Annotated in this window: 19 protein-coding genes and 1 pseudogene; 14 read left to right on the forward strand and 6 right to left on the reverse strand. The window is 65.9% G+C overall.

Features of this window, described 5'->3' with window-relative positions; genetic code table 11:
- Positions 1-59: 59 nt before the first annotated feature.
- The 8 genes from AB5S17_RS20120 to AB5S17_RS20155 all read left to right on the forward strand — a co-directional run bounded on the left by AB5S17_RS20120 (position 60) and on the right by AB5S17_RS20155 (position 9,863).
- Entirely contained in the window at positions 60-713 is a 654-nt protein-coding gene (locus AB5S17_RS20120) for a gluconate 2-dehydrogenase subunit 3 family protein (RefSeq protein WP_369242764.1), read from the forward strand.
- The gene (locus AB5S17_RS20125) at positions 703-2,334 is read left to right on the forward strand and encodes a GMC family oxidoreductase (protein WP_369242766.1); all 1,632 of its coding nucleotides are present in this window, start codon (positions 703-705) and stop codon (positions 2,332-2,334) included. The genes AB5S17_RS20120 and AB5S17_RS20125 overlap by 11 nt, the downstream gene beginning before the upstream one ends.
- A gap of 186 nt (positions 2,335-2,520) precedes the next feature.
- Positions 2,521-3,369, forward strand: coding sequence for a sugar phosphate isomerase/epimerase family protein (locus tag AB5S17_RS20130; protein WP_369242768.1), 849 nt, complete (start codon positions 2,521-2,523; stop codon positions 3,367-3,369).
- A gap of 194 nt (positions 3,370-3,563) precedes the next feature.
- Entirely contained in the window at positions 3,564-4,742 is a 1,179-nt protein-coding gene (locus AB5S17_RS20135) for a substrate-binding domain-containing protein (RefSeq protein ID WP_369242770.1), read from the forward strand.
- A gap of 221 nt (positions 4,743-4,963) precedes the next feature.
- Entirely contained in the window at positions 4,964-6,073 is a 1,110-nt protein-coding gene (locus AB5S17_RS20140) for a Gfo/Idh/MocA family protein (protein ID WP_369242772.1), read from the forward strand.
- Between the two features lie 26 nt (positions 6,074-6,099).
- Positions 6,100-7,584, forward strand: a complete 1,485-nt coding sequence (locus tag AB5S17_RS20145) for a sugar ABC transporter ATP-binding protein (protein WP_369242774.1) — start codon at positions 6,100-6,102, stop codon at positions 7,582-7,584.
- Positions 7,581-8,732, forward strand: a complete 1,152-nt coding sequence (locus tag AB5S17_RS20150) for an ABC transporter permease (RefSeq protein ID WP_369242776.1) — start codon at positions 7,581-7,583, stop codon at positions 8,730-8,732. Before AB5S17_RS20145 ends, AB5S17_RS20150 begins: the two co-directional genes overlap by 4 nt.
- A 48-nt stretch (positions 8,733-8,780) precedes the next feature.
- A complete protein-coding gene (locus AB5S17_RS20155) occupies positions 8,781-9,863 on the forward strand; it encodes a sugar ABC transporter substrate-binding protein (protein ID WP_369242778.1) in 1,083 nt (360 codons plus the stop codon).
- Here the strand turns inward: AB5S17_RS20155 and AB5S17_RS20160 are convergent.
- Complete coding sequence (locus tag AB5S17_RS20160; RefSeq protein ID WP_369242780.1) at positions 9,857-10,771, reverse strand: sulfite exporter TauE/SafE family protein; 915 nt, start codon at positions 10,769-10,771, stop codon at positions 9,857-9,859. The genes AB5S17_RS20155 and AB5S17_RS20160 overlap by 7 nt on opposite strands.
- Positions 10,768-11,187, reverse strand: a complete 420-nt coding sequence (locus tag AB5S17_RS20165; RefSeq protein ID WP_369242782.1) for a FadR/GntR family transcriptional regulator — start codon at positions 11,185-11,187, stop codon at positions 10,768-10,770. The genes AB5S17_RS20160 and AB5S17_RS20165 overlap by 4 nt, the downstream gene beginning before the upstream one ends.
- A 35-nt stretch (positions 11,188-11,222) precedes the next feature.
- Between AB5S17_RS20165 and AB5S17_RS20170 the strand changes: the two are divergent.
- Positions 11,223-11,843: pseudogene (locus tag AB5S17_RS20170) on the forward strand (tripartite tricarboxylate transporter permease); the annotation flags it as partial.
- A 596-nt stretch (positions 11,844-12,439) separates the two neighbouring features.
- On the opposite strand, the gene AB5S17_RS20175 reads toward AB5S17_RS20170, so the two are convergent.
- The 4 genes from AB5S17_RS20175 to AB5S17_RS20190 all read right to left on the reverse strand — a co-directional run bounded on the left by AB5S17_RS20175 (position 12,440) and on the right by AB5S17_RS20190 (position 16,385).
- Positions 12,440-13,750, reverse strand: a complete 1,311-nt coding sequence (locus tag AB5S17_RS20175) for a TRAP transporter large permease subunit (protein ID WP_369242784.1) — start codon at positions 13,748-13,750, stop codon at positions 12,440-12,442.
- A 1-nt stretch (position 13,751) separates the two neighbouring features.
- On the reverse strand, positions 13,752-14,264 hold the full coding sequence (locus AB5S17_RS20180) for a TRAP transporter small permease (RefSeq protein WP_369242786.1): 513 nt from the start codon (positions 14,262-14,264) through the stop codon (positions 13,752-13,754).
- A gap of 155 nt (positions 14,265-14,419) precedes the next feature.
- The gene (dctP, locus tag AB5S17_RS20185) at positions 14,420-15,421 is read right to left on the reverse strand and encodes a TRAP transporter substrate-binding protein DctP (protein ID WP_369242788.1); all 1,002 of its coding nucleotides are present in this window, start codon (positions 15,419-15,421) and stop codon (positions 14,420-14,422) included.
- An 88-nt stretch (positions 15,422-15,509) separates the two neighbouring features.
- Positions 15,510-16,385, reverse strand: a complete 876-nt coding sequence (locus AB5S17_RS20190) for a fumarylacetoacetate hydrolase family protein (protein ID WP_369242790.1) — start codon at positions 16,383-16,385, stop codon at positions 15,510-15,512.
- A 118-nt stretch (positions 16,386-16,503) separates the two neighbouring features.
- On the opposite strand from AB5S17_RS20190, the gene AB5S17_RS20195 reads away from it, so the two are divergent.
- Genes AB5S17_RS20195 through AB5S17_RS20215 form a run of 5 tightly spaced genes read left to right on the forward strand, consistent with a single transcriptional unit; the run spans position 16,504 to position 21,267 of the window.
- On the forward strand, positions 16,504-17,202 hold the full coding sequence (locus AB5S17_RS20195; protein WP_369242792.1) for a GntR family transcriptional regulator: 699 nt from the start codon (positions 16,504-16,506) through the stop codon (positions 17,200-17,202).
- A complete protein-coding gene (locus tag AB5S17_RS20200) occupies positions 17,202-17,945 on the forward strand; it encodes a sulfite exporter TauE/SafE family protein (protein WP_369242794.1) in 744 nt (247 codons plus the stop codon). The genes AB5S17_RS20195 and AB5S17_RS20200 overlap by 1 nt, the downstream gene beginning before the upstream one ends.
- Positions 17,946-17,968: 23 nt before the next feature.
- Positions 17,969-18,442, forward strand: coding sequence for a (2Fe-2S)-binding protein (locus tag AB5S17_RS20205; protein WP_369242796.1), 474 nt, complete (start codon positions 17,969-17,971; stop codon positions 18,440-18,442).
- A complete protein-coding gene (locus tag AB5S17_RS20210; RefSeq protein ID WP_369242798.1) occupies positions 18,442-20,538 on the forward strand; it encodes a molybdopterin cofactor-binding domain-containing protein in 2,097 nt (698 codons plus the stop codon). The genes AB5S17_RS20205 and AB5S17_RS20210 overlap by 1 nt, the downstream gene beginning before the upstream one ends.
- 27 nt (positions 20,539-20,565) lie before the next feature.
- Complete coding sequence (locus AB5S17_RS20215; protein WP_369242800.1) at positions 20,566-21,267, forward strand: molybdate ABC transporter substrate-binding protein; 702 nt, start codon at positions 20,566-20,568, stop codon at positions 21,265-21,267.
- Positions 21,268-21,269: the final 2 nt, after the last annotated feature.

The raw sequence follows: 21,269 nt of genomic DNA on the forward strand, positions 1-21,269 counted from the left end.
ATAGAACGCGGCGCCGCCTGGGGGGAGCGACCGGGCAAGTATTCACGGGAGGAGACCAGATGGCGGACGAGACGTTTTTCAACCCGCACCAGCGCGCCACGATCGCGGCTGCGATGGCCCGGATCATCCCGACCGACGACATGCCTGGGGCGCGCGAGGCGGGCTGCATCGACTTCGTCGACCGCTATCTCTCCGGTATCGGCTTCATCTATGCCAAGCCCGACGGGTCGGGCTTCGAGACCTTGACCGGTCGAGCCGCGGACGCTTGGCGACGCCGGATCGACATCCTGCGCCGGCGCTATGTCGACGGGGTCGCGGATCTCGACGAACGCGCGCGAGCGACGTTCTCCGCGCCCTTCAGCGAGCTTCACCCCGAGCAGCAGGAAACGATCCTTCGCGCGCTCGAGGCGGGGCGGTCTCCCGCCGAGACGACAGCGGCGCTGGACCGGACGGCCGAGGCGGCCGAGCCTGCTTTGCAGCAGACCTCGACGGAGATCGATCTCGACTTCTTCCCGCTCCTCGTCGCCCACACGCGGCAGGGCTACTACTGCGACCCGATCTACGGCGGCAACCGGGATCGCGCCGGCTGGACGACGATCGGCTTCGACGGCCCGACCTCGCTGAAGGCGGTGCACGAAGGCCGCTACACCACGCTTCAGTATTTTGCCGAAGGCGAGGCTGAGAAGGTCCGGGAGTTCCACGATGGTCTCTAAGCGCAAGCCCGAGCGTACCGACGTCGTCATCGTCGGCGCAGGCGCCTCCGGCGCCGCTGCCGCCAAGGTGCTGTGCGAGGCCGGGATCAAGGTCGTCGCGCTGGAAAAGGGGCCGTGGCGTAAGCGCGAAAGCTTTGGCGGCGACGAACTCGCCAATATCAACCGCTACAACCTCTGGCCCGACCCGCTGCTCAATCCGCGGACGTGGCGGGAGACGGCCGCCGACGCGGCGACGCCCAACCTGTTCTGCCCTGTGCCGCAGATGGTCGGCGGCGGCACCGTTCATTGGCAGGGCTGGCTACCGCGCTTCACCGAGAACGACTTTCGCCTGCGCACGATCGCCGGCGATTTGCCGGGCGCGAGCCTTGCCGACTGGCCGATCACCTATGACGAGCTGGAGCCGTATTACCTCAAGGTGGAATGGGCGTTCGGCGTCTCCGGCGAGGCTGGGGCGAACCGCTTCGAATCCCCTCGCTCCGGCGGCTATCCGTGCCCGCCGATGCCGGTCTCGCGCTATGTCGAGAAGTTCCACAAGGGCTGCGCCGCGCTCGGCTGGAACTCCTTCCCAATGCCGCAGGCGGCCCTTTCTCGCCCCTATAACGGCCGCAAGGCCACTGTCGTCAGCGCCTTCGCGCAGCAGCACGGCGATCCCAGCGGCACCCGCTCGTCGGCGCTGAACGTCTTCGTGCCGGATGCCCTGGCCACCGGCAACTACGAGATCCGGCCGGAATGTGTCGTGCGCGAACTCGTCCTCGATGGGCACGGGCGCGTTAGAGCTGCGGTTTATGAGGACGGCGACGGCGACGTTGTCGAGCAAGAGGCGGACGTCTTCATCCTCGCCTGTGGCGCAGTGGAAACGGCGCGGCTCCTCCTCCTGTCGCGGTCCGGCCGCTTCCCGAACGGGCTCGCCAACGGCAGCGACCTCGTCGGGCGGAACGTCACCTTCCACGAATATTCCGCTGCAGTCGGCACCTATGACGATCCCATCTATGCCTGGGCCGGCGGCGGCTATGTCAGCGCCTCTACCTTCCAGCACTACGAGCACGACGCCTCGCGCGGGTTCGTCTCCGGGGGACATCTGGCGGTCGCCGGGGTGGGCATCCCGCTGCCAATCAACTGGCACCTGCCGGGCGCCCCGACCTGGGGTGCCGAGGCCAAGAGGATCGACCGCGATTACTTCAACCACTCGCTGGCCGTGGCGATGGTGCTCCATGACATGCCGCAGCACGACAACCGGGTCGATCTCGACGAAGCGGTCGTCGACGCTTGGGGCCTGCCGGTGGCGCGCATCACGCTGAAGCCGCACGAAAACGACATCGCCCAAGGGCGCTTTCTCATCGACCGCGGTGCCGACATCCTGGAGGCGAGCGGCGCGTCGAATATCCGCAAGGTGTATGCCGATCGCATCACCGGCAATTGCTCGCATCAGCACGGTACGGCCCGAATGGGAGACGACCCGCAGACGTCGGTGCTGGACCGCTGGTGCCGAGCGCACGAGGTCGACAACCTCTACGCGGTCGATGGCTCGCCCTTCCCGACTGCGACGGGCGCCAACCCGACGCTGACGATCATGGCCAACGCCTGGCGCGTCGCGGAACGGCTGGTACAGGAGCGGCGGTGAACCTTGAGTGTCACTTCTGACGCTCGTGCTGGCCTCGCACACCATTCTTCCGGTTAAAAATCTCAACTTTCTGACGCGATTGCTCCTTTACGATGCTCATGGCCCTCGTGGAGACTTACCGCCATCATCAAGCCAGTCGGCCGCTCTCGGTACCGTCCGGCCGGCATCTCCGGGAGGGCGAAAGCGATGAAGATCGGCGTCAACACGTGGGTTTGGACGTCTCCATTCACGACGAACGACTTCGGACTGGTCCCGAAGATCAAGGCGATGGGCTTCGACGTGCTGGAAGTCGCGCTGGACGATCCCGCGCTCGTCGATGCTGTTCTCCTGCGCAAGATTGTCGAGGACAACGGGCTCGCGGTGACCGTCTGCGGCGCATTCGGGCCGTCGCGGGACATCAGCCATGACGACCAGGCGGTGCGCCAGACAGGCGTCGACTACATCCGGGACGGCATTCGGTTCGCCGAGGCGGTGGGTGCTCGGGTCTTCTCGGGGCCGGTCTACTCCGCCGTCGGCAAGACCCGTCTCGTCGACGCGGGTCAGAAGCAGCGGGAATGGGCCTGGTGCGTCGAGAACCTGCAAAAACTCGGCAAGGTGGCGTCGGATGCCGGCGTCACGGTCGGCGTCGAGCCGCTGAACCGCTTCGAGACCGACATGATCAACCTGACGGAGCAGGCGGCGGCACTGGTGCGGGACGTCGGCAGCCCGGCCTTTCGCGTCCACATCGACACATTCCACGCCAATATCGAAGAGAAGAGCATTCCGGATGCGATCCGCAAGCTCGGGAAGGGGATGCTCGGACATTTCCACGCCTGCGAGAACGATCGCGGTGCGCCCGGCACCGGCCATCAGGACTGGATCGGGATCCGCGATGCCCTGCGCGAGGTCGACTATGACGGTGCCGTGGTGATTGAATCCTTCACGCCCGGCGCGGTCGAGATCGCGAAGGCGGCATCGATCTGGCGCCCGCTCGCCCCCTCGCAGGACGAACTGGCGAGCGAGGGCGGCCGCTTTCTGCGCGAATTGCTCGGCTGAACCTCGATCCGGAGCCGCTGGAAGCCTCGTCGCCACCGCTCCGGGGCGGCCGCGCCGGAGCGAAATGCCCGCGCCCTCCCGTTGCCGCCCGAACGCGGCGACGTTGGAAGGCGGCGCTTCACCCGTATAAGCGCTTGTGGCGCCCGTCCGGCGCGAGGCCGTGCCGGACGAGGCGGGGAGCGAGCAGGTGAAGCATGGACGAGAAGAACGTCGCGGTCATCGTCGAGACCTCCAACAGCTATGCGCGGGGCGTCCTGCGTGGCATCCATGAATACGCCCGCACGCGCCACGGCTGGACGCTGTACCTCACCGAACACGGGCGACACGAGATCGACGAATCCTTCGCCGGCAACTGGACGTTCGACGGGGCGATCGCGCGGATCGAGACCGACCAGATGGCCCGGATCATCAGCGGGATGAAGGTGCCGACCGTGGACGTCAGCGCGGCACGGCTGATCGAGGGCATTCCCTGGGTAGAGACCGACGACGCGGCGATCACCCAGCTGGCGCTCGATCACCTGCGCGACTGCGGCCTGCAGAACTTCGCCTTCTTCGGCGATCCGTTCTACAACTGGTCGGTTTGGCGGCAGCAGAATTTCGAACGCCTGCTCGATCGGCCCGACATCGTCGCCTCCCGGATCTTCAATCTGCCGGTCCGCAAGGAGCCGGCCGTGCGCTGGTGGACACAGCGCGATGCCATCCGCCAATGGCTGGAGAGCCTGCCGAAGCCGGTCGGCATCTTCGCCTGCTACGACGCCTGCGGCCTGCAGCTTCTCGACATTTGTCGGTACTATGGGTTCATGGTTCCAGAGGACATCGCGGTCGTCGGCGTCGACAACGACGAACTCCTCTGCGAGCTCTCCAATCCGACCATGTCCAGCGTCATTCCGAACGCGCTCCGCACCGGGGCGTATGCCGCCGAGATGCTCGACCGGATGATGCGGGGCGGCCAGATCGAGGGGCGCAAGCATTCGATCGCGCCGCTCGGCGTGCGCAAGCGCGTCTCGACCGACGTCCTGACGGTGGCCGATCCGCATGTTGCGCGGGCCGTCGCCTTCATCCGCCAGCACTCTCACAAGAACATCCGGGTCGAGGACGTCCTGCAGGTCGTGCCGCTGTCGCGCCGGGTGCTGGAAGCAAGGTTCCGGCAGGCGCTCAACCGCACGCCGCACCAGGAGATCCTGCGGGCGCGCACCAATGCGGTGCGCGAGCTTCTCCTGGAAACCGACATGTCGCTGTCGGAGATCAGCGAGGCGCTCGGCATCGAGCATCCCGAATATCTCAGCGTCTTCTTCAAGAAGGAGACCGGCCTGACGCCGCGGGAATATCGCGATCAGGTGCGCGGGCGCGCGCTGCTGCGGACGCAGGACTGACCTCGGCGAGGGCATCTTGCCTCGACGTGCCACATGACGGCCGGCCGGCGCGGCATGCGCGGGCGCGCCGGCAGGAGCAGGCGCCGCATGATGTACTTGTCCCCGCAGATGTAATGCTGCGCTGCGGTGGGAAAAAATCTCAGAAATTCCGCGTCATTCCTCATGTTCAAGTTCTTTGGGCCCTCCGATAGTGGCTTTGGGAGTTCTGGGGAGGACGACACATGGAACGGGCGCGAGTGGGACTCGTCGGGCTGGGGTTCGGCTCGGAGTTCATACCGATCTACCAGGCGCATCCGCGAGCCGAGATTGCGGCGATCTGCCAGCGGACGAAGAGCCGACTGGACGAGGTGGGCGACCGCTTCGGGATCGACAAGCGCTACACCGACTTCGACGCCATGCTTGCCGATCCGGACGTCGACTTTGTCCACATCAACAGCCCGATCCCGGACCACGCGCCGCAGACGATCGCGGCCCTGAAGGCCGGCAAGCACGTCATCTGCACCGTGCCGATGGCGACGACGCTGGACGAGGCGCAGGAGATCGTCCGCCTCGTCCGCGAGACGGGCTTGAAGTACATGATGGCCGAAACGGTCGTCTACAGCCGCGAATACCTCTTCATCAAGGACCTCTACGACAAGGGCGAACTCGGCAAGATCCAGTACCTGCAGGCCTCGCATCCGCAGGACATGGAAGGCTGGCCGGAATACTGGAAGGACATGGTGCCGATGCACTATGCCACCCATGTCGTCAGCCCGCTGATGGCCATCGTCGACGGCATGGCGGAATATGTCAGCTGCTTCGGATCGGGAACGATCAATGATGAGTGCGCCGGCCGGTCGGGCTCGCGCTTCGCGGTGGAATCCTGCCACATCAAGATCAAGGACTCTGACGTCGCCGCTCATGTCTGGCGCTTCCTCTGGGACACCGCGCGGCAGTATCGTGAGAGCATCGACGTCTACGGCTCCAAGAAGTCCTTCGAGTGGCCGCTGATCGAGGGCGAGAACCCGGTCCTCCACACGGCGAAGCGGCCGGAGCCGGAGATCGCCGAGCGGGTCGAGGTGCCCGACTTCGCGCATCGCCTGCCGGAGCCGATCCGCAAGTTCACGCGGGGCGTCGCCGACGAGGGGCATCTGTCCTTCATCCAAGGCGGGGGGCACGGCGGCTCGCATCCGCATCTCGTCAACGAGTTCCTGAGCGCGCTCTTCGAGGACCGCGACCCGTTCCCGAACGCCGAACAGTCGGCAAACTGGACCGCCGTCGGCATCTGCGCCCATCAATCGGCGCTTCGGGGTGGCGAGATTGTCGCCGTGCCGGATTTCGGCCGGCGCTGAGCCGCGTCCGCCTGAGCGGGGAGACTATGAGCGAGATCTTGCGCCTGTCGCACATTTCGAAGACCTTTCCGGGCGTCAAGGCGTTGCAGGACATCTCGTTCGACCTCCTGCGCGGCGAGATCCACTGCCTGTGCGGCGAGAACGGCGCCGGCAAGTCGACACTGATCAAGATCCTCGCAGGCGCGTACCAGCCGGACGAAGGCGGCCGCATCCTCGTCGACGGCAAGGAGGTGTCGCTGACGCCGCGCGCGGCCCTGAAGCTGGGCATCCACACCATCTACCAGGAACACGTGGTGTTTCCGGATCTGACGATCACCGAGAACATCTTCGCCGGTTCGGAGATCACCCGTTTCGGCCTTATGCAACGGCAGGCGATGCGGGAGCGGACCCGCCGCGTCCTCGACTACCTGAAGAGCGATCTGTCGCCGGAAGCCGCGATGGGCGACCTGACAAGCGGTCAGCAGAAGATCGTCGAGATCGCAAAGGCTCTGGAGTTCCGGAGCAACGTCATCATCCTCGACGAACCGACGGCTTCGTTCTCGTCGCGCGAGGTGGAGACGCTGTTGGACATCCTGCGCAGGATCAGGGCGGATGGAGTCGGGATCATCTACATCTCGCATCATCTCGAGGAAGTATTCGAGATCGGCGACCGCGCGACGGTGCTGCGGGACGGCCGCAGGATCAGCATGTATCCGATCGAGGGGCTGACGAAGACGACTCTGATCAAGGACATGGTGGGCCGCGATCCCTCGACCTTCTACGATCGCGAACGCGTCGAGCCCGGCGAGGTGGTGCTTGAAGCGCGCCACGTGTCCGGCAACGGCGTCCACGACGTCTCGCTTGACTTGCGCCGGGGCGAGATCCTCGGTCTCGCCGGCATGGTCGGATCCGGCCGGTCGGAACTGATGGAGGTGCTGTTCGGCGCCGCGCCGCTCGTCTCCGGCGAGATCCGCATCGACGGGCGACCGGTCAGGCATTCGAGCCCAAAGAGCGCGATCCTCAACAAGATGTGCTTCATCACCGAGGATCGGCAGGCGACAGGCCTGTTTCTGACCCAGTCGATCGCCGAGAACATCGCGGTGGCGAACATGGTGAACACGCATCAGCTGCTCGCCCGTCCCGCGGCGGATGCGGCCGTGGCCGAGACCTATGTCGAGCGGCTGAACATCAGGGCCCCAAGCACGCAGGCCCGCGTCGGCAACCTGTCGGGCGGCAACCAGCAGAAGGTGGTGCTCGGCAAGTGGTTCAACACCGACGGCGAGATCTTCATCTTCGACGAGCCTTCGCACGGCATCGATGTCGGCGCCAAGCAGGAGATCTACCGGGTCATGGTCGAACTGCTGCGGGCGGGCAAGGCGATCCTGATGGTCTCGTCGGACATGCCAGAGGTGATCTCCATGAGCGATCGCATCCTGGTCTTCAAGGAAGGCGAAGTCGCCGGCGAACTCAGCGGCGCGGACATCACCGAGGAGAACATCCTCAGCCTGTCGATCGGAGACACACTGCAGTGAACGAGCCCGAGAAAGCCACGGTGCCGGCAAAGCGCGAGGAATCCTTGTTTCGGCGGTACCCGAACCTCAGGGTGCTCTCGATCTTCGTCAGCTTCGTCGTCATCATCGTCGTCCTGCAGCTGATCTCGACCGGCGGCACGAAGTTTCCGACCTTCATCAGCCCGGTCAACATCCTCAACATCCTGCAGCAGGTGGCGGTGCCCGGGATCATCGCCGTCAGCATGACCATGGTGATGATCTCCGGCGGCATCGACCTGTCGGTGGGCATGCTCGCCTCGCTGGTCTCGATCGTCGTCGCCCTCGGCGTGTCGCAATGGGGCCTCGGCGTCGGCGCGTCGATCGCCCTCGGCATCGCTTCGGCGGTCGTTCTCGAAGCGATCATGGGCTTCATCATCTCGCGGACCAGCGTCGAGCCCTTCATCATCACTCTCGGCGGGATGATCTCGTTCCAGGGGATCGCCCTGCTTCTGTGCAACTCGCGCGAAGTTGTGATGAAGGGCGAGCTCGACTTCCTGACCACGAACCTCTTCGAGCGGATGCGCGATCCGGTCACCGGGCTGCTCCTGCGGGTGCCGCCCTACGTGATCCTGTTCTTCGTCATCGCGCTGATCGGCGGGCTCCTGCTCACCTTCACGAAATACGGGCGGCGGATCTACGCCGTCGGCACCAATCCCCGCGCCGCCTATCTCGCCGGCATCAACGTCAGGAACATGCGGATGTCGGTCTACGTCATCCAGGGCCTGTTCGTCGGCATCGGCGCGACGATGCTGCTCGCCCGCATCAACACCGGGATCATCACGCTCGGCCAGGGGCTGGAGATCGACACGATCGCCATGGTGGTCATCGGAGGAACGGCGCTCAGCGGCGGGCGAGGCAACATCGTCGGCACGCTGATCGGCGTCTTCTTCCTCGGCTCGATCGCCAACGCGATGAACATGCTGCGGCTGCCGTCGGAGGTGCAGTTCCTCGCCAAGGGCCTCGTCGTGATCATCGCGGTGTCGGCCGGAGACGTCTCGTCGCGGATCTCGGAGTTCCTGGCTCTCAGACGCGAGCGGGCGAACATGCGCACGGTCTTGCCGCCGAAGGAGCGGCGGGAGGCGGGCGAACAGGGAGGAGGCCGGGCGGATCTGCAGGACCTGTCGGCCTGACAGCGAAGCACCGCTCCGGACCATGGACAACGAAAAGGGAGGAAGACCGTGAACAGACGCACGATGATGCTGATGACCGCGACCGCACTGGGGTCGCTTGCGCTGACCGGCGGCAGCTGGGCAGCCAGCAGCAAGGGCAAGGTCATCGGATACTACATGGACAATTCCGACGACTTCTACAAAGCCGGCTTCGAGGTGTTCAAGACGCTCGCCGGGCGCGAGGGCTGGACGGTTCTCGATGTCGTCGGGCAGGGCACCGCGCCCGACCAGATCTCGGCGGTGGAGAACTTCATCACCCAGGGCGTTGACGCGCTGCTGGTGGTGCAGAACTCGCCGGAGACGACGTCGCGGACGCTCAAGCTCGCCAAGGACGCCGGCATTCCGGAGTTCCACCTGACCCACAATCCCCCGAACGAGCCGGGCCTTGCCGGCTTCGCAGGCTACGACTGGGTCTATATCGGCCGGCTCGCGGGCGAATCCGCCATGCAGCACAACGTCAAGCGCGTCATCATGATCGAGGGCAAGCTCGGGCAGGGAACGGCCGCCGGCCAGACCCAGGGCTTCCTCCAGGCCTACAAGGACAAGGGCAAGGACATCGGCAACCTCGCCGACAGTGTCGGTGTAAAGGGCGCCGGGGGCAAGGACCTGCAGGTGGTCTTCTGGGGTTCGGGCGGATGGTTCGCCGATCCCGCCAAGAAGGTGATGCAGGACGCGATCACCAGTCTCGGCCCGGATGGCTTCGACGGCGCCTATGTCGAAAACGACGAGATGATGGCCGGTGCCCTGCAGGCGATGGAGGAAGCCGGACTCGACCCGAGCAAGTACTGGCTCGGCTCCAGCAACGGCAAAGAGAAGTCGTGGAAGTGGGTGAAGGACGGCACCACCACGATGGACGTCAACGAAACCGCGACGCTCGAAGCCGACATCGCCTACCAGCAGATCAAGGCCTATTTTGCCGGCGAGAAGTACAAGAAGGCGGTGTTCGTCTCGGTGATCCCGTTCAACCATGACGACATCAATGTCGAGAAGCTCGTGCCGTTCGACCATGACGCCTACATGAAGAAGCGGGCGGCGCACGCCTTCACCTACGACATCCACGATCCGTCTTTCCGGGAAAACCCGGCCTACTGAGGCAGGGCGAAGAGCACGACGGATTTCGCAGAGCGGCGGGCTTCACCGAAGTCCGCCGCATTCATGCCGGAGCGAAGCGGATAAGGAGCCGGGGTCGCACCGCCTCCCTCAAGCAGGTTGTGCTCGGCCCAGAGTGCCGGATCGACCGGCGAAAAGTCCTTCACCAGCCTGCAGCCCCCGCAACGGCTTTGCAAAGGTAGAGGCCACCTATCGCGTACAGGAGCCACCACGTGTAGCGACGAAAGTTGGCGTCCGTCAGCCGATCGAGGACTGCGCGGCTCAGGGTCGTTCCGGTGATCGCGGCGAAAATGGCAAGTCCCAGCACCACGGGAGTGATCGCTCCGGTCGTTTCCGTGACGACGACCAGGCTGAAATACAAAAGCTTGGACAGGTGAGTCATGACCTGACAGGTCGCCTTGGTTGCCACGATGGCGCGGCGGTCGAGCGGCGAACGGATGAAGAAGATGTCCAGCAGCGGCCCCGACGCGCCGGAGAGAAGCTGGAACGTAGTGCTCACGAAGCCGCAGAGCTCCGCCCCAGGGCTTGTTCACCGGAGGCGCCCAGCTCGTTGGCAGCACCCGGCCGACGAAGGGCAGAAGCCCGAGCAGCAGGAATACCAGAGAGGCGTGCGGCATGATCCTCAGCGAGGAGAACAGTGCGCCTGCCGCCACGAGTCCGATGCCGTATCGGGCCGCGATGCTCCAGCGGATGTAGCGGCGCCAGAGGATGGCGCGCCACCCGTTCGAGGTGAGCTGCGTGATCCCGTGGAGGATCATCGCGTCGCCGACCGGCACGATATAGAGCAGGCCGCCCATCAAGATCATGCCGCCGGCCATGCCGAAGATGCCGGCGAGGAAAGACGTGAGGATCGCCAGGCAGACGAAGAACAGAAGCGCCGGCAGGCTCATTCGGCCGAGCTGCCGAAACCGGCGCCGAGCAGGTTCTGCCGCACCGTGACCAGATGGGCGCGCATCGCGGCCTCGGCCCGGGCGGCGTCCCGCGCCTGGAGCGCTGCCATGATCTCGGCGTGCTCCGCGACATAGTTCGCCCGACGCTCCTCGGTGATCGAATTCCGCTTCATCTCTCCCCATTCGGCGTATTCGCGCGAAGCCGTGATCGTGCGGTAGATTTCGATCAGAGGGTGATTGTGAGTCGCGTTCGCGATCGCCTGATGGAACTGGCCGTCCCAGTGCTCGAAGGCGGTGAATTCCCGGGCCCCGGCGGCTTCGTCCATCGCTCCCCGGATGATCGGAAGATCCGCGCTGTTTGCCCGCGCGACGACCGGCGTGGCCAGGCAGGGCTCCACCAGAATGCGTGTCTCCATGATCTCGAACGGGCTGACGTCCCGGGCAGGGGCACGAACAGGGCGTCGTTGCGCCGGAGGCCGCCAACAACGGCGTCACGACCGGCACTCTCGTGCCGCTGCTCGCCATCGGCGTGCCCGGCGGCGAATCCGCCGCCGTGATGATGATCGTGCTGCAGTTCCAGGGGGTGCCGTTCGGGCCCCGCCTCTTCACCGCCGACCCTTTGCTCGCCTACGGCGTGATCATGTCGATGTTCGTGTCGTACCTCTTCATGCTGATCGTCATCTTTCCGCTAACCCGCTACCTGTCCCGGATCACGGTCGTCCCGAACTATTATATGGCGCCGCTGATCGTCGCCTTCACGCTTCTTGGAGCCTTCGTGCCGCGCGGCTTCGTCGCCGACATCGCGATCGCCGTCGTCTTCGGGGTCATCGGCTATGTCGCCCGCAAGACCGGCTACCATGTCGCCGCGATCCTGATCGGGGTCATCCTCGGGCCGCTGATCGAGAAGTCGTTCCTGCTGTCGATGCGGATATCCGGTAACGATCCGGGCATCTTATTCTCCTCCCCGATCGCGATTATCCTCTGGATGATGCTCGCCGCCACACTGATCCTGCCGCCGTTGCTGAAGGCCTCGCGTCGACGCGGCGGCACGAGCGCCGCGCATCAACTGTGAACCTGCGCGCCGCGAACGAGATCTTTTGATCCGTCATACGAGCGCTGACTGCTCTTCCGACCGACGAAGGGCAGCCGGCCGCGGGGCGATCGTTCCGCCCGACGGCCCGGAGAGGGACGATCACGTTCGGCACGCCCGCGCCCTGCGCGACGACGGCTCCGCTCGATCCTGCTTTGCGCGCCGACGAGTTCGAGTTCACCCTGACCGACCCCTGCGCAAAGGCGCTCCTCCTCGATCCGGCGGGCACAAGCAAGCCGAGCGGGTCGCACGGTAGCTCGCCGTGGCGATCTGCAGCTGGCGGTGAAGCCAGCTATGCACGCCCGCCTTCAACGCATCGGAGGTCTTCGGCCGGATCGACGAAGATGCCAGAGCAACGGCGGATACGATCGCGGATCAAGCTCTGGCGCGATCGGTTCACGGTCTGGCGCTGGGTGACCGCATCTCGCCGGAGCCCGTCGTCCGGGAAGGCCGCCGGGTAGTATGCTTCCCATGCGGCTTTGCAGGCGAGGGATTACGTTAGGCTGCCAGGCAGGAGTTGAAAGGGCGCCGACTGCCGGCCGACGATGCCCGGGGGCCGTCCCGGCGAGTGGATGATCTCACATCAGCCCCGGCAGGAAGAGCACGATCGCGGGGAAAAGCGTCATCAGGCCGACGAGCACCAGGTCGCACGCGAGGAACGGCGCGGCTGCGAAGGCGACCTGGCGGAGCGTCGTGCCTTTCGGGGCGACGCCGAGCATGACGAAGAGCAGCAGTCCGAAGGGCGGCGTCGTCTGGCTCATCTCCAGGGAGATCAGCATCAGGATCCCGAACCAGAGCGGATCGATGTGGAGCGCATGGACGAGGGGAAAGAAGATCGGAATGGTGATCAGCATGATCGACACCGGATCCATGAACATGCCGAGCAGGAGCAGCGCCAGGAAGATCATCACGAGCACGGCCCCGACCGAGACATCGAACGAGGTCGCGAAGCCGAGAAGGCCGGCGCTTGCTCCGGAGTAGGCCAAGAGCTGGCTGAAGATGCTCGAATTCAGGATGATGAAGAACACCATCGCGCTGACCTTGATGGTCGAGAGCATGGAATCCTTGACGACCTTGATCGAGAACAGGCGGAAGATGATGCTGAGGATCAGGACGCCGGCGACGCCGAAGGCCGCCGACTCCGTCGGGGTCGCGACACCGAAGATGATCAGCCCGATCACCATGAACACGACGAGGCCCATCGGCGCGATGTTCGTCACCGCGAGCTTCAGGCCGCGGCGCAGCGACACCCGCTCGATCTCGTAGTTCGGCGTCAGCTTCGGGTTCATCCAGATCTGCACGGTGATGAGCACCGCGAAGAAGCAGGCGAGCATGAACCCCGGGATGATGCCTGCGATCAGGAATCGGCCGACGTCGATGCCGGCGAGCGAGGCGAGGAGAACCCCGAGCGTCGAGGGAGGTATGATCATGGCGAGGCCGCCGGTGCCGAGGATCGGGCCGAGCGACATGCGCCAGTGATAGCCCCGGCGCTGCATCTCCGGAACCATCAGCGAGCCCAGCATGGCCGTATTGGCCATGGAAGACCCCGTCAGGGTGGAGAAGATCGTCCCGCCGGCGACGGTCACGTAGCACAGCCGGCCGGGGACCCGGCCGAAGAACTTGTCGAGGGTGTCGAACACCCGGATCGCCAGCCCCGAATGGAAGAACAGCGATCCCATGAAGATGAAGAACGGTACCGGGGCCAGCTGGAACCGCGTGATCAGCGAGGAGGAATTGTCCACGACCTGCAGGATGGCGCTCTCACCCCCGATGAAGATCAGGGCGCCGGCGAGATTGGTCGCCATGAAGGCGAAGGCGACGGGCACGCCGAGGGCCATCAGGCCGATGACCATGCCGATCAGCAGGAAGAGCGCATCGTACCACGCCATCTTACATGGACTCCATCGGCTCGTGGCGCGCGTACATCGAATCGACGCCGATCAGGTACCGCGCGAACTCGATCGCGATCAGCGTGAAGGAGAGGGGATAGAACAGGTATAGCGCCCAGTACGGGACATCGACCGAGCGCTCGTCGACATAGCCGTACTGGATCGCCTCGACGAACAGCACGCCGCCCGTCCAGGCGAAGACGAGCGAGACGACGATGCACAGGATGTAGACGAACTTTTCGCAGACATAGCGCGGTGTTCCGCGCAGCCGCGAGAACACGACCTCGGCGCAGACATGGCCCTTTTCCCGGACGAGATACGGCGCGGCGAGAAGGACGAAGTAGAGGAGGATGTACTCGACGAAGGCGACGGTGAAGTCGAAGGGACGAAAGCCGAGCGCCCGGATCGAGACGTCGACGACGACCAAGGCGATGGCCGCCGCAATCAGCGTGCCGGCGAGCACGAGACATCCGATGAGGATGAAGTTGTAAAGACGCCAGAGCAACGCGAGCATCACGGCGGTTCCTCGTCAGGCTGTGGGGATCAGGCCAGGAGGCGTGGACATGCCCCCTGGCTCCGCATCGTGATTTTCGTCAGGCCCTTGGCTGGGCTGCGAAAACCGGAATGTCTGCAGCGGGCGGATGCAGCGGCATCCTCGCCCGCCGGGTATCACTTGGTCTTGTCGAGCATCCCGCGAAGCGACTTCAGCTCGTCCTTGCCGATCTTGTCGGTGACCCGGTTCCACATCGCGTCGTTTGCGATCGAGAGGTACTTGTCGCCGGCCTCGCCGGTCATGGTGATCGGCTTCACGCCGGCCTTGTCGCCGGCCGCGATGTCGTCCTTGTTGCGATCGATGATCTCCTGGACCGACGTCTTCTCGTACTCGCGGGCCGTGTCGGTCAGGATCTTCTTGGCCTTGTCGGAAAGGCCGTTCCAGGTCCGGTTGGAGATCAGGACGACGTCGGCGAGATGATAGAAGGCCGGCTCGACTCGATACTTCACCGAGTCCGCCAGGCCGATCGACTTCAGGCCGACCGTCGGCCAGCCGAAGCCGTCGATGACGCCGCGCTGCAGCCCGGTCGGCACGTCGCCGGACGGGATCTGAACGGTCGTGGCGTTCAGCGCCTCCTCCAGAGGCCGATACGCGCCCGTCGTGCGCATCGACATGCCGCTGAGGTCGATGACGCCGTCCTTCATGGGCGGCTTCTTCGTCGTGTAAAGGTAATAGCCGGAGCCTTCGCCGGTTTCCGACCATGCCAGAAGATGCGCGTTCAGCCGCTTCGAGAAGACGTCGTCGTATGTCTTGAACGCCCCGTTCTCGTGCAGTGCGTCGATCCCGACCGTCTGCAGCATCATCGCCTGGGCTTCGGGGACGACGCCCGCGACATAGGCGGCGGGCGTGAACAGGACGTCGATGACGCCGCGCTGCATGGCCTGCGGCGCACGGTCGGCGGGCGTCACCTCCGGGCCGCCGAGCAGCTTGATCTGGATCACGCCCTTGCCGGCCTTGTTCAGAGGCTCGACGAAGTGCTTGATGTAGCTCTGCGACAGCGTGTGCTGCGTGGGCAGCGCGGTCACGGTGTTGAGCGTCTCGACCGCCGAGGCGGACGGCGCGCCGAATGCCAGTGCGGCCGCGGCAGCCAGCAGCGACAGCTTCACAGTCCTGAACATTGGGTTCTCCTCCCTTTGATGTCCGGCCGCAGGGCCGGTCCTCCATGGTTGCCGGCCGGTCGCGTCCGCCTCCCGGACGCGACCGGCCTCAGGCGATCGTGTTGGCGAGTTCTCCGAGGCCGGTGATCGCGACGCTCATCCTGTCGCCCTTCGCCAGATATTTCGGCGGGTCGAAGCCGATGCCGACGCCGGCCGGCGTGCCGGTCGCGATGATGTCGCCGGGCAGAAGGGTCATCGTCGCCGACAGCGTCTCGATCAGGGTCGGTATGTCGAAGATCAGGTCGGCGACCCTGGCCGACTGGCGGACCTCGCCGTTGATCGTCGTCACCAGTTCCAGGGCATTCACGTCGCCGACCTCGTCGGCCGTCACCAGCCATGGGCCCATCGGGCAGAAGGTGTCGATGCCCTTTCCGATGACCCACTGGTTGTGCTTGCGCTGAAGCTCTCGCGACGTCACGTCGTTCATGACGACATAGCCGAAGACGTGGTCGTAGGCCGCGTCCTTGCTCACCCGGAACGCCCGGCGCCCGATCACGAGGCCGAGTTCGCCCTCGTAGTCGACACTCGCCGTCGGATCGTACGAGCCCATCACGGTGTCGTCCGGACCGACGACGCTGGTCGTCGCCTTGGTGAAGATGATTGGGGCCTTCGGCGTCGCCTCCTTGCCGCTCGAATCGAAGCCGCTCGAGTGAAACTCGGCCGCGTGTTCGTAATAGTTCTTGCCGACGCAGAAGATGTCGCGCCGCGGATTGGGGATGGGCGCCATCAGCCGCACGTCCGCGAGCGGCAGGCGCGGCGCTCCCGTCCGGCCCTTCTGCGCCCACGCATCGGCCCCCGAACCGGACGCAACGAGTTTCTGCACCGCCTCGGCGGCGTCATCGCCTCTTTCGCAGACGACGACCTGGTCGTGGTCCACATAGCCGGCGATCAGTTCGCCATCGGACCGGCCGGTTACGATTTTCATGTTCTCGACATCCGCGCTTTTTATCGATAGAAGCACAATACATATCGAAAGCCGGCTGTCAAACGACGCGAGGCAGGACTGCCGGATCAGGGGAGACGAGAGGTTGGCGGAGACCTGGATGCGAAACCCGGACGTCGATGACGACGCGATGCGCGACAGCGGCACCCTGACCGACTTCGCGTATCGGACCCTGCGCGTGGACATAATCCGAGGCGTGCGCCCGCCCGGCGAGAGACTTCGGATCGAGAAGCTGAAGCAGATCTACCGGATCGGGCCGACACCTATTCGCGAGGCTCTGCAGAAGCTCTCGGCGGAGCGGCTGGTCATGACGGAGGGCAACCGCGGTTTCACCGTCGCGCCCCTCGATCTGGAGGAGTTCCGCGACCTCAACGTCGCGCGCACCGAGGTCGAGCTCGCAGCGCTCCGGCGCTCGATCGCCCACGGCGGCGACGCATGGGAGGCGGCGGTGGTCGCCGCTGCCTACATCATGAAGAAGGAGGATGCCGCGCTCGCCGCTCCGGACGGCTGCGTTACGGATTCTTGGGAGCGGGCGAATGCGGCCTTCCATGCGGCAACAGTGGCGGCGTGCGGATCGCGATGGCTCCTGCACGCGCGCAACAGCCTGCAGGACCAGTGCGAGCGCTATCGACGCGCCTCGATCGGCAGCGATCGGGGCGAGCGGAAGCTGAACACCGAACATGCCGAGATTGCCGAGGCGGTGCTCGCGCGCGATGCGGATCGGGCCTGCGACCTGACGCGCGGCCATTTCCAGCGGACGGAGCGGGCTCTCGTCGCCAACTGGAGCCGGCCGTCCTGATGCTCCGCGAACTGATGCTGTTCTTCCTGGCCGGGCTAGCCGGAGGCGTGGTGAACGCGGCAGCCGGCGGTGCGAAGCTGTTCGTGTTTCCGCTGCTGCTGGCGTCGGGCCTTCCGGCGATCGCGGCCAACGCGACGGGCACCGTCGCGCTCTGGCCCGCGACGCTTCCGGCGGCCTGGCTCTACCGGCGCGAGCTTGCCGCCGGCGGCCCGCTGCTTGTCCTGCTTCTGCCTGCCATGCTCGGCGCGCTGACGGGCGCGCTTGTCCTGGTCAGCCTGCCGGCAGCGTCGTTTCTTTCGGCCGTTCCCGTGCTGCTTGCCCTCGCCGCTACGGCGATCCTGTTCGGCCGCCAGCTGCCGAAGCTGATGCGGCACCTGTTCCCGGGCGGCGCGATGATGCCGGTGACCGTCGTCCTTCTCTTCGGCATCGGCTTTTACGGCGGCTATTTCGGCGCCGGCATGGGGTTCATGCTCCTGGCGGTGCTGTCGGCCACGACCACCGGCGATCTGCACCATGCCAACGCCCGCAAGAACGTCTTCGCCTTCTGCATCAACTCGACGGCGGTCGTTCCACTGGCGTTCTCGCACCATGTCGATTGGGTGGCGGCGCCGACGGTCCTGCTGGGAGGGCTCATCGGCGGCTATGCGAGCGGTCGCCTGCTGCGGTTCGTCCCGGACTGGCTCTTGCGCCTGGCGGTCGCCGGGCTCGGCCTGACGCTGACGATCTGGTTTCTCGCACGATAGGAAATGGGAAGAGGAGGACGGCCATGGCGAGCGATCCGATCCAGCTGACCCTGAATGGGCGCCCGGCCTCGATCGACTCCGATCCCCACACGCCGCTGCTCTACGCGCTGCGCGGCAACCTCGGCTTGCGCTCGGCGCGCTTCGGCTGCGGCGTCGGCATGTGCGGGGCCTGCACCGTCCTCGTCGACGGCAAGGCCATCCGCTCCTGCGATGCGCCGGTGTGGTCGGTCGGCGGAAAGGCGGTCGTGACGCTCGAGGGGCTCGTCGAAGCCGGATCGCCGCTGATCGAAGCGGTGGTCGAAGAGCAGGCGGCGCAGTGCGGCTACTGCCTGCCGGGCATTCTGATGTCCGCCAAGGCGCTGCTGGACGAATGCCCGAGGCCCAGCCGGGCTGAGATCGCCGAAGCCCTGGACGGCAACCTGTGCCGATGCGGGGCGCATCTGCGCATCTTGCGCGCGATCGAGACGGCCGCGGCTCGGCTGGCGGGAGACGAGTGATGAACCTTCCGCTGCCACTCGTGAAGGCGCCGCTCGTGTCCGACTGGATCGGCTTTGCCGACCGGCGCGTCCAGGTACTGACCGGCCGCGTCGAACTTGGCCAGGGAAATCTCACGGCGCTGCTTCAGGTCGCGGCGGACGAACTCGACGTCGATCCCGCCGTCTGCTCGATCATCGGCGGCGATACGACGCTGACGCCCGACGAGGGCTTCACATCGGGTAGCCTGTCCATCGCCGTCGGCGGCCTTGCGCTGCGCTACGCCGCCTCGGCCGCCCGCCACATTCTTCTGGCCGAGGCCGCGCGGCTCCTGCAGGAGAATCCATCGGCTCTCTCGATCGAGTCCGGGCGGATCGTGCGGAGCGGAATGGATGCAGACCTGGATCTGTGGCGGCTCGCGGAACGCGTCGACCTTGCGGTTCCGGTCGTGGACTATGCAGCGCCGAAGCCGGCGAGCGAGCGGCGGCTTGGCGGCCGCCCGCTGGCGCGCATCGACCTTCGCGAACGCGTGGCGGCCCACCCGTTTGTCCAGGATCTGGCGCTCGAGGGACTTCTCTTCGGCCGCTCCATCCACCCGCCTTCGATGTCGGCAAGGCTTCTTTCGCTGGACATGGAGGGGCTGCGAGCGAGGCCGGGCGTCGTCGCGCTCGCGCAAGACGGGTCCTTCGTGGGCATCGTCGCGGCCGGCGAGTTCGAGGCGATCCGGGCGGCGCGCTGGGCTGCGGCCCGGGCCGAATGGTCCGAGGCCGGGGAAGCGCCGTCGGATCCCGTCGAGGCCATCGAACGGTCGCAGGAGGATATCGAAATCGTCCATGCGGCCGGTGAGCCCGGAACGGTGACGGGAGAACGGTTCAGCACGAAAGTTTCGCGCCCCTATCTCAGCCATGCGTCGATCGGACCATCCGCTGCCGCAGCCCGCTGGGACGCAGGGCGCCTGACGGTCTGGACCCAGAGCCAGGGCGTCTTTCCGCTCCGCGCCGCGCTGGCCGAGGTCTTCGCCATGGACGCTTCGGCGATCGACGTGCATCATCGTCCGGGCGCCGGATGCTATGGCCACAACGGTGCCGACGACGTGGCTCTGGATGCCGCGCTGATGGCGAAGAGCGTGCCCGGCCGGCCGGTGCTCGTGACCTGGAGCCGGGCGGACGAATTCCGCTATGCCCCGCTCGGACCGGCCATGGTGACGACGGCCGAGGCGATTCTCGGGCCGGACGGCCGCATCGGCGCGATGAACGTGCTGGCCAGCAGCGCCCCGCACGGCAACCGGCCGGGTCGCGGCGGTCCGAACCTGCGGGCGGCGGCCTATCTGTCGACGCCGTTTCCGCCCCCGAGGTCCGGCGACGTTCCGCTGTCTTCGGGCGGCGGCGCGGACCGGAACGCCGTCCCCGGCTATGCGATCCCGGCCCTCTCGATCGGCAAGCTTATCGTCCACGACCTGCCGTACCGGACTTCGTCGCTCCGTGCGCTCGGGGGCTTCGTCAACGTCATTGCCATCGAGAGCCTGATGGACGAAATGGCGGGATCGCTGGACGAGAACCCTGTGACCTTCCGGTTGCGGCATCTTGACGACGCACGCGCACGCGCGGTCATCGAAGCTGCCGACGAGAGCGCCGGACACCCATTCGCCAAGCCGAATGAGGCCGATGGTGGCGGTTGGGGCCTCGGCTTCGCCCGCTACAAGAACACAGCGGCCTACTGCGCCATCCTGGTGCGGGTCGAGGTCGAGGAGGCCGTCCGCGTCACGCATGTCCACGCCGCAGTCGACATGGGCGAGATTGTCAATCCGGACGGCGCGGTCAACCAGACAGAGGGCGGCATCCTACAGTCGATCAGCTGGACGCTGAAGGAGGCCGTGCGCTTCGACGGGCGAACCGTCGCCACGCAGACCTGGGACGACTATCCCATCCTGACATTTTCCGAAGTGCCGGAGGTGATCGTCCGGCTGGTCGACAGGCCCGAGGAGCCGCCTCTCGGCTGCGCGGAGGCGGCGCAAGGACCGACGGCGGCCGCAGTGGTCAATGCCGTATACCGGGCGGTCGGCGTTCCCGTCCGCGATCTTCCGCTGACGCGCGACAGGATCATCGCCGCGCTCGTCTGACAAGAGATAGCATCGAATGGGAGAGACATGATGGACATCAAGCTTTTGAGCGGCGGGGCCGCGAACGGGCTCGTCTCCGCGCTGACGCAGCATTTCACGACGTTGACCGGTCACGGCATCGCCGGTGAGTTCAGCGCGGTCGGCGCCATGCGGGATCGTGTCCGTTCAGGCGAGCCGGTCGACGTCCTGATCCTCACGAAGAGCGTCATTGAAGCTCTGGCGGAGGAGGGGGCAGTCGATGCCGACAGCATCACCGATGTCGGCAACGTGGTCACAGGAGTGGCCGTTCGCGCGGGAATGCCCGTGGTCGACGTGAGCACGCCGGAGGCGCTGAAGGCCGCACTGGCGGAGGCTGATTCGGTCTATCTCCCGGATCCGGGAAGGGCGACGGCCGGCATCCACTTCGCACGCGTGCTCGAACGTCTGGGAGTAGCCGAAGCCCTGAAAGATCGGCTGCGGCCATTTCCGAACGGCCAGACGGCGATGGCACAGATGGCGGCCGCGGCGGATCGGCAGCCGATCGGATGCACCCAAGTCACTGAGATCCTGAACACGCCGGGCGTCGTCTATTGCGGCGCGCTTCCGGATCCGTGCGGTCTCGTGACCACCTACACCGCCGCGGTCGCGGCCCGCGCGGCCGATCCCGAAGCGGCCCTCTCCCTCGTGCGGCTGTTGACGAGCCCCCAGAATGCGGCATTGCGAGACCGGACGGGATTCTCGCCAGCCTAGGG

The organism is Jiella sp. M17.18, assembly GCF_041027365.1.
Classification (GTDB): domain Bacteria; phylum Pseudomonadota; class Alphaproteobacteria; order Rhizobiales; family Rhizobiaceae; genus VKMB-3413.

What these genes read in the sequence shown, in the direction of transcription:
- AB5S17_RS20215 (WP_369242800.1), top strand. Translation starts at nt 20,566, where the DNA reads ATGATGGACATCAAGCTTTTGAGCGGCGGGGCCGCGAACGGGCTCGTC.
- AB5S17_RS20160 (WP_369242780.1), bottom strand. Translation starts at nt 10,771, where the DNA reads ATGAGCCTGCCGGCGCTTCTGTTCTTCGTCTGCCTGGCGATCCTCACG.
- AB5S17_RS20190 (WP_369242790.1), bottom strand. Translation starts at nt 16,385, where the DNA reads ATGAAAATCGTAACCGGCCGGTCCGATGGCGAACTGATCGCCGGCTAT.
- AB5S17_RS20205 (WP_369242796.1), top strand. Translation starts at nt 17,969, where the DNA reads ATGGCGAGCGATCCGATCCAGCTGACCCTGAATGGGCGCCCGGCCTCG.
- AB5S17_RS20140 (WP_369242772.1), top strand. Translation starts at nt 4,964, where the DNA reads ATGGAACGGGCGCGAGTGGGACTCGTCGGGCTGGGGTTCGGCTCGGAG.
- AB5S17_RS20135 (WP_369242770.1), top strand. Translation starts at nt 3,564, where the DNA reads ATGGACGAGAAGAACGTCGCGGTCATCGTCGAGACCTCCAACAGCTAT.
- AB5S17_RS20120 (WP_369242764.1), top strand. Translation starts at nt 60, where the DNA reads ATGGCGGACGAGACGTTTTTCAACCCGCACCAGCGCGCCACGATCGCG.
- AB5S17_RS20175 (WP_369242784.1), bottom strand. Translation starts at nt 13,750, where the DNA reads ATGGCGTGGTACGATGCGCTCTTCCTGCTGATCGGCATGGTCATCGGC.
- dctP (WP_369242788.1), bottom strand. Translation starts at nt 15,421, where the DNA reads ATGTTCAGGACTGTGAAGCTGTCGCTGCTGGCTGCCGCGGCCGCACTG.
- AB5S17_RS20165 (WP_369242782.1), bottom strand. Translation starts at nt 11,187, where the DNA reads ATGGAGACACGCATTCTGGTGGAGCCCTGCCTGGCCACGCCGGTCGTC.
- AB5S17_RS20195 (WP_369242792.1), top strand. Translation starts at nt 16,504, where the DNA reads ATGCGAAACCCGGACGTCGATGACGACGCGATGCGCGACAGCGGCACC.
- AB5S17_RS20125 (WP_369242766.1), top strand. Translation starts at nt 703, where the DNA reads ATGGTCTCTAAGCGCAAGCCCGAGCGTACCGACGTCGTCATCGTCGGC.
- AB5S17_RS20200 (WP_369242794.1), top strand. Translation starts at nt 17,202, where the DNA reads ATGCTCCGCGAACTGATGCTGTTCTTCCTGGCCGGGCTAGCCGGAGGC.
- AB5S17_RS20130 (WP_369242768.1), top strand. Translation starts at nt 2,521, where the DNA reads ATGAAGATCGGCGTCAACACGTGGGTTTGGACGTCTCCATTCACGACG.
- AB5S17_RS20210 (WP_369242798.1), top strand. Translation starts at nt 18,442, where the DNA reads ATGAACCTTCCGCTGCCACTCGTGAAGGCGCCGCTCGTGTCCGACTGG.
- AB5S17_RS20180 (WP_369242786.1), bottom strand. Translation starts at nt 14,264, where the DNA reads ATGCTCGCGTTGCTCTGGCGTCTTTACAACTTCATCCTCATCGGATGT.
- AB5S17_RS20145 (WP_369242774.1), top strand. Translation starts at nt 6,100, where the DNA reads ATGAGCGAGATCTTGCGCCTGTCGCACATTTCGAAGACCTTTCCGGGC.